Genomic DNA, 12,477 nt, shown 5'->3' with positions numbered 1-12,477 from the left:
GGCTCAGTGCCCCAGGAGTGCGTTTAGGATGGCATCAGCGCCCTGAGCGAGCAGATCCTCGGCCACCCGCACCCCGATCGCCTCGGGCTCGCTGCGCGGACCAGATGCCGTGGCGCGCAGGATGCGCGTGCCATCGGTGGTGCCGACGAGCCCCTTGAGGATGAGCCGATCGCCCTCGAGCACCGCATGGCCGCCGATCGGCACCTGGCAGCCGCCATTGAGCCGGGCGTTCAGGGCGCGCTCGGCGCGCACGCGGTCGCTGGTGTCACGGTCGGCCAGCGGAGCGATGAGCTGATGCACGCGCGCGTCCTCGATCCGACACTCGATGCCGATGGCGCCCTGGCCGATGGCCGGCAGCGAGTCGTCTGGATCAAGGGTGTCCCGGATGCGCGACGCGAAACCGAGCCGGATCAGTCCGGCGGCGGCCAGGATGATGGCATCGAACTCACCGGCATCGAGCTTGGCCAGACGGGTGTTGACGTTGCCGCGCAGCGGCTCGATGCGCAGGTCGGGACGCCGATCGGCGAGCTGACACTGACGGCGCAGACTGGAGGTCCCGACACAGGCCCCCGCCGGCAGCTCAGCGAGGCGCGTATAGGTATTGGAGACGAAGGCGTCATGGGGATTCTCACGCTCCATGATCACCGCCAGATGTAGACCCTCGGGCAACTCGACCGGCACGTCTTTCATCGAGTGCACGGCGATATCCGCCTCACCGGCCAGCATCCCCTGTTCCAACTCCTTGACGAACAGACCCTTGCCGCCGACCTTGGACAGGGGCGAGTCGAGCAGCTGGTCACCCTTGGTGGTCATGCCGATGATCTCGACCCTGAGATCGGGATGGAGCGCCTTGAGGCGGGCGGCGACATGCTCGGCCTGCCACAGGGCCAAAGGAGACTTGCGGGTGGCGATGCGAATGCTATTGGACATAGTGGATCCTGGAATCGAACCGCGTTCGACCGCAACGGGCGCGGACGTCGTGACGACAGGGTTCAAGATTGAAAACAAGATTGATCGACCGCAGGGATGCGGCCTGAAGCGCGATTGTGTCACAGGATGGCGCGGCAGGTCTCGGATCGCTGCATTGAGACCACTTCAGCGCAGTTCGGAATGGTGGCTTCGGGTGTCGAGGATCTGCTTGGCCGTGGCCTTTTGCAGCAGCGTAAACAGCTTGCGTTGCGCGACACTGTTGCTGCTGCTGGGCTCACCGATCAGTTCGAGACGCGCCTCAAAATAGGCGATGTCGGCCTCGAGCTTGGCCAGATGGATACGCACCTCGCGCAGACGCCGTTGGTGATCGAGCGCGAAATCAGGTGTCAAAAGACGTTCAGCGGGATCCGGATCTTTTGGCATGAGTACTCTCGTCTTCGGCGGCACGCCTATCGCCCTGTCGTCTTGGTCTAAGGTCTCAAGCATTGAATAACGCGATCATTTCAATTGGCTTCGTGCAGCCTGCGCCGTCGGCGACCGGCGTGTCGGGCGCCCTGTCGAGTATGCTATAAAACCTGCGCCCTGGGCCCGCGTCCACCGGCGTCGTGCTGGATCTTTTGACTAAGAATGGCAGACCAACAAATACAATCGAAATTCCGCATGGGCAAACGTTTAGATTCGTTCCGGGGCTCAAGCGCGCTCTACGGCGGCAACGCCGCCTTCATCGAGGATCTCTACGAGCGTTATCTCGTCGACCCAGAGTGCATCGATGCCGCCTGGCGCACACGCTTCGACAGACTGCGCCGCGAGACGGCCAATGCCTCGCTCGTCGCCGAGACGCCGCATGGCCCGATCCGTGACAACTTCCGGCGTTTGGCCCAGGAGCCGTGTGCAGGTGCCACCACGCGCTCGAACGCCTGTCTCGACCCGGCTGCCGCCGAGAGACAGGCGGCCGTGCTCAGTCTCATCAATGCCTACCGCTATCGCGGCCATCAGGTCGCCGACATCGATCCGATTCGGTTGCGCGAGACGCCGCACGTCGTCGACCTCGACCTCGAATATCACAATCTGAGTCCGGAAGACCTGGACCAGGTCTTCAACACCGGCTCGCTCTATGCGCCAGATCGCCTGTCGCTGCGCGAGATCCTCGCCATCGTTCGGGAGACCTATTGCGGCACGGTCGGCTCCGAATACATGCACATCACCAGCACCCAGGAGAAGCGCTGGATCCAGAAGCGACTGGAAGGCTATCGCGCCCGACCCGAGCTGGATAGCGAGGGCCGGCGCTGGCTGCTCAGACTCCTGACCGCCGCCGAGGGGATCGAGCGGTATCTCCACCAGCGCTATGTGGGTCAGAAGCGTTTTTCGCTGGAAGGGGGCGAGGCACTCATTCCGCTGCTCGACGAGCTGATCCAGCGCGCCGGACGCCAGGGGATGCAGGAGATCGTGATCGGCATGGCCCACCGCGGACGGCTCAATGTGCTCATCAATATCTTCGGCAAGCCGCCGGCTGCGATCTTCAACGAGTTCGAAGACAGGATCCAGATGGACTGGCGTCAGATGGTTGGCGACGTCAAGTATCACCTGGGCTTTGCCACGGATGTCGAGACCCCCGGCGGGATCGTCCATCTGGTGCTCGGGTTCAATCCCTCGCACCTGGAGATCATCGACCCGGTGATCCAGGGCTCGGTGCGCGCGCGTCAGCGCCGCCGCGGCGATCGCACCGGCGATCAGGTGCTGCCAGTGCTCATCCATGGGGACGCAGCCTTCGCCGGTCAGGGCGTGGTGATGGAGACCCTGCAACTGTCGCAGACGCGCAGCTATGGCACCGGCGGCACAGTGCACATCGTCGTCAATAATCGGATCGGTTTTACCACCAGCCACCCGCTCGATGCGCGTTCCACGCCCTATTGCACCGATGTCGCCAAGATGGTCGAGGCCCCGGTGTTCCATGTAAACGGCGACGACCCCGAGGCCGTGATCTTCGTCACCCGGCTCGCGCTCGACTTCCGCAACAGGTTCCACAAGGACGTCATCATCGATCTGATCTGCTATCGCCGACTCGGACACAACGAGGCCGATGAACCGGCGGTTACCCAGCCGATGATGTATCAGAAGATCCGTAGCCACCCAACACCGCGCGCGATCTATGCCGAGCGCTTGATTGCCCAGGGTGTGCTCACCCGGGCGGAAGAGCAGGCGATGGTTGCGTGCTATCGCGAGTCGATCGAACAGGGGGTGGTGACCGCACGCCCGGTGCTCTGCGATCTGGATCGGCGCATGCGGGTCGATTGGAGCTTCTGCCGTGGGACGCACTGGGATCAAGACCTCGACACCGGTGTACCCCTGGAGAGGCTGCGCGCGCTCACGGCGTCCATGCTGCGCCTACCCGAGGGCTTCAGCCTCCATCCACGGGTGGAGAAGGTCTGGGAAGAACGGCACAAGATGGCCCAGGGCGATCAGCCCCTCGATTGGGGCTATGCCGAGACCCTGGCCTATGCCACCCTGCTCGATGCCGGGGTCCCGGTGCGGCTCTCGGGTCAGGACGTTGGACGCGGCACCTTCTTCCACCGCCATGCCAAGGTCCATGATCAAAAGACCGGCGAGTCCTACACCCCGCTCCAGCATCTCGGTCCGCATCAGGGCGCCTTCATCGCCATCGATTCCATCCTGTCAGAAGAGGCCGTACTCGGCTATGAATACGGCTTTGCCACCGCCGAGCCGCATGCACTCACGCTCTGGGAGGCCCAGTTCGGCGACTTCGCCAATGGGGCGCAGGTGGTCATCGACCAGTTCATCACCTCGGCTGGGGTCAAGTGGGGGCTGTACTGCGGTCTGGTGCTGTTGCTGCCGCACGGGCTAGAGGGCCAGGGCGCCGAGCACTCCTCGGCGCGTCCCGAGCGCTTCTTGCAGCTCTGCGCCGGGCACAATATCCAGGTCTGCGTACCGACCACACCGGCGCAGATGTTCCACCTGCTGCGACGTCAGATAGTGCGTCCCTATCGCACACCTTTGATCGTGATGACGCCCAAGAGTCTGCTGCGCCATCGGCTCTCCGTGTCCGCGCTCGAGGAGCTGACCTGCGGGCAGTATCAGGTACTGATCCACGAGATCGACCCCATCGATCCCGCGGGGGTCGAGCGCGTCATCCTCTGTAGCGGCAAGGTCTATTACGAGCTGCTGGAGGCCCGGCGCGCCCGTGGTCAGACCAATGTCGTGCTGCTGCGCATCGAGCAGCTCTATCCCTTCCCCAAGCAGGCGCTGGCGCGCGCACTCGCCCCCTATTCGAGGGTCGAGGAGATCGTCTGGTGTCAGGAGGAGCCCCAGAACCAGGGCGCTTGGGACCAGATCAAGCACCGGCTCTCTCCGCTCATCCAGGACGGCCAGCGGCTGTATTATGTCGGACGACCGCCCTCCGCCGCGCCGGCCGTCGGTCATCGCGTCGCCCATGTCGAGCAGCAGGAGCGTCTGATCGGCGAGGCCCTGAGCGGCCATTACAATCCGGCCATGAATCAAAGGATCTCACCCCAATGAGTCTCGAAGTCCGCGTGCCTGCCCTGCCCGAATCCGTCACCGATGCACGGGTGCTGACCTGGAGCAAGGGGCCGGGCGAGGTGGTCAGGGAGGGCGAGCCTCTGGTCGAGCTGGAGACCGACAAGGTGATCCTAGAGGTGCCGTCTCCGCGTGCCGGCGTACTCAGGGAGATCCTGGCTGAGGAAGGCGCGCGGGTACAGGCCGATGAAGTGCTGGCGCTGATCGACGAGGGGGCGGTGAGCGCCCTGCCCGGCGCAACGCCCACACCCCCTGCCGCCTCCCAGCCGACGAAAAGTCCCACTCCACTCGCAGAAGAGGGATTGGGTGAAGGGGGGCCTCAGACAGGCGCCTCCCCCCATCTTACCCCCTCGGCGCGCCAGCTGGTCAGGGAGCTCCACCTGGATCCGAGCCAGATCCCCAGCCGCGACGGGCGCATCCAGAAGGCCGATGTCCTGGCCTATCTGGACGCGCGCGAAGGTCAGGTGCCGGAGCGTCATCCGGATCTCGCCGCTACTCGCAGCGCCCCCGGCGCTGACCCCCAGCCACCGGAATCCACGGGCGAGACCGCAACAGGCCCTCGCCCCGAACGGCGCGTACCCATGACCCGGCTGCGTGCGCGCATCGCCGAGCGGTTGCTTCAGGCCCAGCAGAACGCCGCACTGCTGACCACCTTCAACGAGGTCGATCTGAGTGCGGTCAACGCCCTGCGTGCGCGCTACAAAGAGACCTTCGAGCAGCGCCACGGCGTGCGGCTGGGGCTGATGGCGTTCTTCGTCAAGGCCGTGGTCGAGGCGCTGCAACGCTTTCCGGTGCTCAATGCCGCGATCGACGGCGAGGACATCCTCTATCACGGCTATTACGACATCGGCATCGCCGTGAGCTCGCCGCGCGGTCTGGTGGTGCCGATCCTGCGCAACGCCGACCGGCTCGGCATGGCCGAGATCGAGCAGGGCATCGCCGAGTTCGCCCGCAAGGCCAAGGACGGCAGCCTCAGCTATGAAGAGCTCACAGGGGGCACCTTCTCGATCACCAACGGCGGGGTGTTCGGCTCGCTGCTCTCGACCCCGATCCTCAACCCGCCGCAGAGCGCCATCCTGGGTCTGCACCGGATCCAGGAGCGTCCGATCGTCAAGGACGGTCAGATCCTGGTCGCGCCCATGATGTATCTGGCACTCACCTATGACCACAGGCTCATCGATGGGCGCGAGGCGGTGCAGTTCCTGGTCGCGATCAAGGAGCTGGTGGAAGACCCGGTGCGGTTGCTGTTGCGTGTCTGACGAGGGGCCTATCCGCGACGACTGGCCGGCCCGACTGGGTCGGGCCATGCTGTTTGGGGCCTGGGTCTCGGGGCTGGCGTCGCTTGGGCTGTTCTTCCATCAATGGCTGGAGCGGGACCACAACCCCAATCCGCATCCGCTCAGTCTCCAGGGGGCCGATGGCGTGGTCGAGGTGACGCTCCGACGCAATCGGGCCGGGCACTATGTCGCAAGCGGCAAGATCAACGGCGAGCCGGTGCGCTTTCTGATCGACACGGGCGCAACCGAGGTGGCACTGTCGTTGGACCTGGCGCAGCGGCTGGATCTGAGGCTCGGTCCGGAGGGGACCAGCCACACCGCCAATGGGATCACCCGCGCCTGGCCCACGCGGCTGGCGCGGGTCGAACTCGGCGACCTGGTTGCGCATGGGGTACGCGCGAGCGTGCTGCCGAACATGCCGGACGACGAGGTGTTGCTGGGCATGAGCTTCCTCAAGCCGCTCGAACTGATCCAGCGCGGCGATACCCTGACCCTGCGAGGTCAGTTACCTTGAAGATGACGGCATTACTCCGTTATAACCGTCTGATCCTCGTTGCCCTGCTGGGTCCGGCCATGACGTTGGTGTCGATCCTTGATCCAGGTCGGTCGCCGAGGCGATCCCAACCCGCGTCCCCGAGCCTATCTGGGAAGCGATGGGATAGAGTCCTGGTTGGATGGGACGGCGGATGCGATTGCGCCCCTGTCAGTCCGCGACTCGACCAGACGGACGCGTTTAGTTGAGTTCCGGTAAGCCGGCTGACGGCCCTGATCGATCTACAACCTTATTTTTCGCCTCAACGAGGTTGCCCAGCCGTGCACTGGAGCAACCCTTCGGATCCTGTTTCATGCAAAACGCCATCATCTCCTCCCCCCATGTGCCCCGAGTGAACCGGGTCGATCGCATCATGTTCGAAGTGCTACTGGCACTCATCCCCGGCATCCTGGTCATGACCTGGTTCTTCGGCTGGGGTCTGCTGATCAACATCGTGCTCGCCGTGACCTTCGCGGTGATGTTCGAAACCGTCGTGATGCTCCTGCGCGGACGCCCGCCGCTGATCGCACTGCGTGATCTAAGCGCCGTGGTGACGGCGGTGCTGTTTGCGCTCTCGGTCTCGCCGACGCTGCCTTGGTGGTTGACCCTGCTCGGGATGTTCTTTGCCATCGTGCTGGTCAAACAGCTCTATGGTGGCCTAGGCTACAACCCATTCAACCCAGCGATGGCCGCCTATGTCTTCTTGCTCGTCTCCTATCCGGTGGCCATGACCACCTGGCTGGCGCCCGCCGGGCTAGCCGAGCATCCGCTGAGCTTCATGGAGTCGTTGCGTCTGATCCTGGGCGGTGCGCTGCCGACTGGGCTCGAATGGGACGCCGTCTCCTCGGCCACCCCGCTCGACGAGATGCGCGGCAAACTCAAGCTGGGGCAAACCCTCGACCAGATCGTCCAGAGCCGGACCTGGGGCCTGCTCGGCGGACGCGGCTGGGAATGGGTCGGGGTGGCCTTCCTGCTCGGTGGGGCCTATCTCCTGGTACGACGGATCATTACCTGGCACATCCCTGTGTCCATGCTACTTGGCCTGACGGCCGCCTCCGCCTTATTTTGGGTCATCGCCCCGCAGACGCACCCGACACCCCTGTTCCATCTGTTCAGCGGTGCCACCATGCTCGGGGCCTTTTTCATCGCCACCGATCCGGTGACGGCCTGTACTACCAAGAAGGGCCAGCTCGTCTTCGGTGCCAGTATCGGTCTTATCGTCTATGTGATCCGCTCCTGGGGCGGCTATCCGGACGCGGTGGCCTTCGCGGTCTTGTTGATGAATATTGCCGCCCCGACCATCGATTACTACACCCAACCGCGTGTCTTTGGACATGGGAGCGCACGTACATGAGGACCAAGCTCGTCTCTCTCCTGCTATCCGGCGGGTTGCTCGGCGCCTTTGCCGTCATCAGCGTGTCCTTGGTCGCGATCACGCATGACTCGGTCGAGGCACGCATCGCCGACAACCAGTACCTGGCGATGAAGCGCAAGCTCGATACCATCCTACCCACTGAGCAGGTCAACAATGATCCGCTCCAAGACCGCCTCCAGGTCAGTGCGCGCCAGCTACTCGGCGCCGATTTCACCCAGGTCTATCGCGCGCGTCACGACGGCTCCCCGGTCGCTGTGGTGCTCGAACCCGTGGTCCCGGACGGCTATGCCGGTCCGATCAAGCTCTTGGTGTCGGTGCTGCGCGACGGCACCCTGGGCGGGGTGCGCGTGGTCTCGCATCACGAAACCCCTGGGCTCGGCGACAAGATCGAGGAGTCTAAGTCGGACTGGGTGCTGGGCTTTACCGGTAAGTCGCTGACCAACCCCCCGCTCGAGAAGTGGGCGGTGAGGCGCGACGGCGGTGAGTTCGATCAGTTCACGGGGGCGACCATCACACCGCGCTCGGTCGTCAAGGCGGTGCGTGACACCCTGCTCTATGTCCAACAACAGGGCGAGGCGCTCTACGCGCCCCGCGAGGACCAGGCCGGCGGGCCAACGAGCGGAGGTCAGGGCTGATGTCGGCACCCCAATCCTATCGACGTATCCTCAGCGCCGGCCTCTGGAGCAACAACCAGTCACTGGTGGCGCTGCTCGGGCTCTGTCCGCTGTTGGCGACCACGACCTCGGCGACCAATGGGCTTGGGATGGGCCTGGCGACCACGGCAGTCATCACCTGTTCCAACGGCACGGTTTCCCTGGTACGTCATCTGGTGCGGCCCGAGATCCGCATCCCGGTGTTCGTCCTGGTCATCGCCTCCTTCGTCACCCTGGTCGAGCTGATCATGCAGGCGTTTTTCTATGACCTGTATCAAGTACTGGGGCTGTTCATCGCGCTGATCGTAGTCAACTGCATCATCATCGGTCGCGCCGAGGCATTTGCATCCAAGAATCGCCTCGACCGTGCGCTGCTCGATGGTTTTGCGGTGGGACTGGGCGCGACCCTGGTGCTGACCACGCTCGGTGGGCTGCGTGAGCTTGTCGGTCAGGGCACGCTGTTCCATCAGGCCGATCTGCTGCTCGGCGACTGGGCCAAGGTGCTCTCGCTGAGCCTGGGCAAGGATTTCCAGGGCGCACTGATCGCCATCCTGCCGCCTGGGGCCTTCATCGGCCTTGGCCTGATGATTGCGCTCAAAAACCTCTTCGACCAACGCGCCAAGCGCCGGGCGGCGGCACAGGTCGTCGTGGCGGCGCCCACAACAGTTACGGCCACCTGAACCGAGAACGTACCGGCCCTCGTATCCGAGGATCGAGCACCGAGGGTCGTGATATATTAGAGAATCATGTCAAACGTCTCGACGGCTGAGACCCGCGACGACACCAGTGTCCGGGTATCCAGACAACGATAAAGAACGGGGAGAGAACCTCATGTCCAAGAAGCATCCGATCATCGCCGTTACAGGTTCTTCCGGCGCCGGCACCACGACCGTCAAGCGCGCCTTCGAACACATCTTCCATCGCGACAACATCCGCGCGGCGGTGATCGAGGGCGACAGCTTCCACCGCTACGACCGTGCCGCGATGAAGATCGAGATGGCCGCCGCCGCCCAGCGTGGCGAGAGTCTCAGTCATTTCGGACCGGCGGCCAATCGCTTCGACCTGCTCGAAGAGCTCTTCCGCGAATACGGTGAGAGCGGCACCGGCAAGAAGCGGTATTACATCCACAGCGACGAGGAGGCGCGTCAGCTCAATGCCCGGCTCGGCACCTCGCTCAATCCCGGCGAGTTTACGCCCTGGGAGGATCTACCAACCGGGACCGATCTGCTGTTCTATGAGGGTCTGCACGGCCTGGTCGTCACCGAGGACAACAATGTCGCCCAGCATGTCGACCTGGGCGTCGGCGTGGTGCCGATCATCAACCTGGAATGGATCCAGAAGATCCACCGCGACAATCTCGAACGTGGCTATTCGGCCGAGGCCATCGTCGACACCATCATGCGCCGGATGCCGGACTACATCCGCTACATCACGCCGCAGTTCTCGCTGACCGACATCAACTTCCAGCGCGTGCCCACGGTCGATACCTCCAACCCCTTCATCGCCCGCGACATCCCGACACCGGACGAGAGCTTCGTCATCATCCGCTTCAAGGATCCAAATAAGCTCCAGATCGACTTCCCCTATCTGCTCGCCATGATCCCCAACTCCTTCATGTCGCGCCGCAACACCATGGTGGTGCCCGGTGGCAAGATGGGCTTCGCGATGGAGATCATCCTCCAGCCGATCATCGAGCGCATGATGGACGCGCGCAAGGTCTGAGGATCCATCCCGCGACAAAGGCCGCGAGGGCGAACCCTCGCGGCACCCGCCGCACCCCCCTTCCCGACAACCCCTTGATTTTGTCAGATGTGAATGCCGCGCGCTTTGAGTTGACGGCGCACGATTGGGTCGGTGCGATTCTTCGAGGTCGCGGCCTTCATGAATACCACCACGCGGTCGATGTCGCGGATGACGCCCAGTAGGGTGTCACCGTCCGGATAGTGCCGGGTCAGCGACTCGAAGGCCAGGTCCATGAGTGTCTCGTCAGCGCGCGCGATCCCGACGGCGTAGGCGATGTGGCAGGCGAAGTTTGGATACCGATAGTGCAGACGGGTGGCAAAGCGACGCCAAGACTCGACCCAACCCTGCCACTCGACCTCCGAGACATTCGGACGGCTGATGCGCAGAAAGAGCACGATCTTGACGAACTCAGCCTGCCAGGCCCAAGGCTTGGCGTTGCTCTCCTTGCGCAGGCGCTCGATCGCCCGCCCGTGGTACTGCTGGCAGTGATCGCACTGATAGTAGAGCGCCAGCGCATAGGCGATGAACTCGCGGTCGAGTTCGCTGAGGATGAAGGGGTCGGATTCTCCAGGTGCGCCTGAGAAGGTATGGGCGTGTAATTCGTTGAGAACGTCGTTGAAGGGTTGGCCCTGGATGGACTCGCGGACTGCCTGACTGGCCACTGGAAACCTCTGGTTGTAAAAACGGCCTTTGCAGGCGCAGATGCTACGCATGGTCGAGGTCACTGGCAACCTGACCGGCTGGGCGGCCTTGAATGGGATTGTTCCTAAAAATGTTATTTCATAACATTCGTGCCCGCCCATTCATCGACACGCATCCCGGCAGGAGTTCCACTCATGCGTCCATCGATCCTAACCGCCGGTCTGGCGACGGCCCTGATCGCACCGGCCGCTGCCGTTCAGGCCTCTAGTGAGGCCGAAATCGCCCAACTCAGATCCATGCTCGAACAGATGCGCAGCCAGTACGAGCGCCGCATCCAGGACCTGGAGGATCGGCTCGCGCGGGCCGAGCGTCAGTCAAGACCTCCCTCGGCATCCGCCGCCTCAGCCGCGACCGATCCGGCGATCTCCCAGCCGATGCGGGCTCCATCCGTGTCGACCTCCTCTATACCAGCCTCCACCACCTCGCACCCCCCCGATTTCCGAGGCGCACTCAGCTCGGGCACGGCCTTCAACCCACAGATCTCGGTGATCCTCAACGGCAACTATTACAACGATGGACGCCGTGGCTCGGGGGCCGCATTGGTCGGGCAGGCGCTGCAACCCTCGGGCGGTCTGGCCCATGACCAGGATCATGTCCATGAGGCGGATCATGGCCACAGCCACGGCGGGCTGAACAATGGCTTCAACTTCAGCGAGGCCGAGCTGTCCTTCAGTGCCACGGTCGATCCCTATTTCGACGCCGCCGCCTATCTCGCCGTCATGGACGAGGGCGATGTCCATCTGGAGGAGGCCTGGTTGCAGACGCGCGCCCTGCCCCACGGACTGCGCGTCAAGGCGGGCAAGTTCCTGAGCGACTTCGGGTATGCCAACAAGCAGCATCCGCACGCCTGGGACTTCGTCGACCAGAATCTGCCCTATCTGAACCTGCTCGGCGATCATGGTCTCCAGGACACGGGCGTACAGCTTACCTGGCTGCCGAGGCTGCCGGTCTATACCCTGCTCGGGGTCGAGGCGCTCCAGGGCGATCAAGAACGCTTCGGTGCCACACTCAGTAATGAGGATCAGGAGCGACTGGGACTGGATGCGACCAAGAATGGCCCGCGACTCTGGACCCTCTTCGCCAAGGTCGCACCGGATCTGGGGCAGGACCAGGCGCTGCAAGTCGGTGTCTCCTATGCGCACAACACCCAGCATCAGGAGGTCCAAACGCACACCCATGCCGACGAGGACGAGATCCACGAGAACGCGCTGGCGGGCGAGGCCGATCTCTGGGGCTTGGATCTGGTCTACAAGTACGACGGCTCAGGCCCGCACGGTCAGGGCGATTTCAAATTCCAGACCGAGTATCTGCGTTCGGTCAAGGATCTCGACATCGTCTCCAGCCCGCATCCCGAGATCATCGGCTCGCGGCGCACCTTCACCACCGACGGCTTCTATGCCCAAGCGCTCTATGGCATCGCGCCGCGCTGGACGGCCGGCGTGCGCTATGACATGCTGGGCCTGACCAACGAGGTTGGCGGCGGCGAGCATGCCGACTATGGTTCCTCGGATCGTTGGAGTCTGAACCTGACCTGGAAGCTATCAGAATTCTCGCAACTGCGCGCCCAGTATGCGCGCAACGACATCCTGGTGGCCGCGAACGAGCGCGAGCGCTTCGACGCCTTCTATCTGCAGTTCCTGATGAGCCTGGGCAGCCACGGCGCTCATGCATTCTAGCGGCGCTCAGGCGCGGTCTTGAGTATTGGAGAGAATT

General features: G+C 63.6%; 11 protein-coding genes. 8 read left to right on the top strand and 3 right to left on the bottom strand.

Going from position 1 to position 12,477, the window contains the following annotated elements; all coding sequences use genetic code 11:
• Positions 1–3: 3 nt before the first annotated feature.
• Both hemC and E6P07_RS01240 read right to left on the bottom strand, forming a co-directional pair.
• Positions 4–930, bottom strand: a complete 927-nt coding sequence (gene hemC, locus E6P07_RS01245; protein ID WP_153973936.1) for a hydroxymethylbilane synthase — start codon at positions 928–930, stop codon at positions 4–6.
• 165 nt (positions 931–1,095) lie between these two features.
• The gene (locus E6P07_RS01240) at positions 1,096–1,353 is read right to left on the bottom strand and encodes a hypothetical protein (protein ID WP_153973935.1); all 258 of its coding nucleotides are present in this window, start codon (positions 1,351–1,353) and stop codon (positions 1,096–1,098) included.
• A 237-nt stretch (positions 1,354–1,590) separates the two neighbouring features.
• On the opposite strand from E6P07_RS01240, the gene E6P07_RS01235 reads away from it, so the two are divergent.
• The 7 genes from E6P07_RS01235 (at position 1,591) to E6P07_RS01205 (ending at position 10,041) form a co-directional block, all read left to right on the top strand.
• Positions 1,591–4,464 (top strand): 2-oxoglutarate dehydrogenase E1 component, encoded by a 2,874-nt coding sequence (locus tag E6P07_RS01235; protein WP_153973934.1) that lies wholly within the window; start codon positions 1,591–1,593, stop codon positions 4,462–4,464.
• Positions 4,461–5,741 carry a 2-oxoglutarate dehydrogenase complex dihydrolipoyllysine-residue succinyltransferase gene (gene odhB, locus E6P07_RS01230; protein ID WP_153973933.1) on the top strand — a complete coding sequence of 427 codons (1,281 nt, stop codon included), beginning with the start codon at positions 4,461–4,463 and terminating at the stop codon, positions 5,739–5,741. The genes E6P07_RS01235 and odhB overlap by 4 nt, the downstream gene beginning before the upstream one ends.
• A complete protein-coding gene (locus E6P07_RS01225; RefSeq protein WP_153973932.1) occupies positions 5,734–6,273 on the top strand; it encodes a retropepsin-like aspartic protease family protein in 540 nt (179 codons plus the stop codon). The genes odhB and E6P07_RS01225 overlap by 8 nt, the downstream gene beginning before the upstream one ends.
• Positions 6,274–6,604: 331 nt before the next feature.
• Positions 6,605–7,645, top strand: coding sequence for an electron transport complex subunit RsxD (rsxD, locus tag E6P07_RS01220; RefSeq protein ID WP_153973931.1), 1,041 nt, complete (start codon positions 6,605–6,607; stop codon positions 7,643–7,645).
• Positions 7,642–8,301, top strand: coding sequence for an electron transport complex subunit RsxG (gene rsxG, locus E6P07_RS01215; RefSeq protein ID WP_153973930.1), 660 nt, complete (start codon positions 7,642–7,644; stop codon positions 8,299–8,301). Before rsxD ends, rsxG begins: the two co-directional genes overlap by 4 nt.
• Positions 8,301–8,999 (top strand): electron transport complex subunit E, encoded by a 699-nt coding sequence (locus E6P07_RS01210; protein ID WP_153973929.1) that lies wholly within the window; start codon positions 8,301–8,303, stop codon positions 8,997–8,999. The genes rsxG and E6P07_RS01210 overlap by 1 nt, the downstream gene beginning before the upstream one ends.
• A 151-nt stretch (positions 9,000–9,150) precedes the next feature.
• Positions 9,151–10,041 carry a phosphoribulokinase gene (locus E6P07_RS01205; RefSeq protein WP_153973928.1) on the top strand — a complete coding sequence of 297 codons (891 nt, stop codon included), beginning with the start codon at positions 9,151–9,153 and terminating at the stop codon, positions 10,039–10,041.
• 83 nt (positions 10,042–10,124) lie between these two features.
• On the opposite strand, the gene E6P07_RS01200 is transcribed toward E6P07_RS01205, so the two are convergent.
• Positions 10,125–10,775: a hypothetical protein gene (locus E6P07_RS01200; protein ID WP_246172881.1), complete on the bottom strand. Its 651-nt coding sequence runs from the start codon at positions 10,773–10,775 to the stop codon at positions 10,125–10,127.
• Between the two features lie 123 nt (positions 10,776–10,898).
• Here E6P07_RS01200 and E6P07_RS01195 point away from each other — a divergent pair, with 123 nt between their 5' ends.
• The gene (locus E6P07_RS01195) at positions 10,899–12,440 is read left to right on the top strand and encodes a TonB-dependent receptor (RefSeq protein WP_153973927.1); all 1,542 of its coding nucleotides are present in this window, start codon (positions 10,899–10,901) and stop codon (positions 12,438–12,440) included.
• Positions 12,441–12,477 lie beyond the last annotated feature (37 nt).

Origin of the sequence: Thermochromatium tepidum ATCC 43061, assembly GCF_009664085.1 — a bacterium.
In the GTDB taxonomy this organism is placed as follows: domain Bacteria; phylum Pseudomonadota; class Gammaproteobacteria; order Chromatiales; family Chromatiaceae; genus Thermochromatium; species Thermochromatium tepidum.
This window is presented reverse-complemented; position numbering and strand designations above follow the sequence as displayed.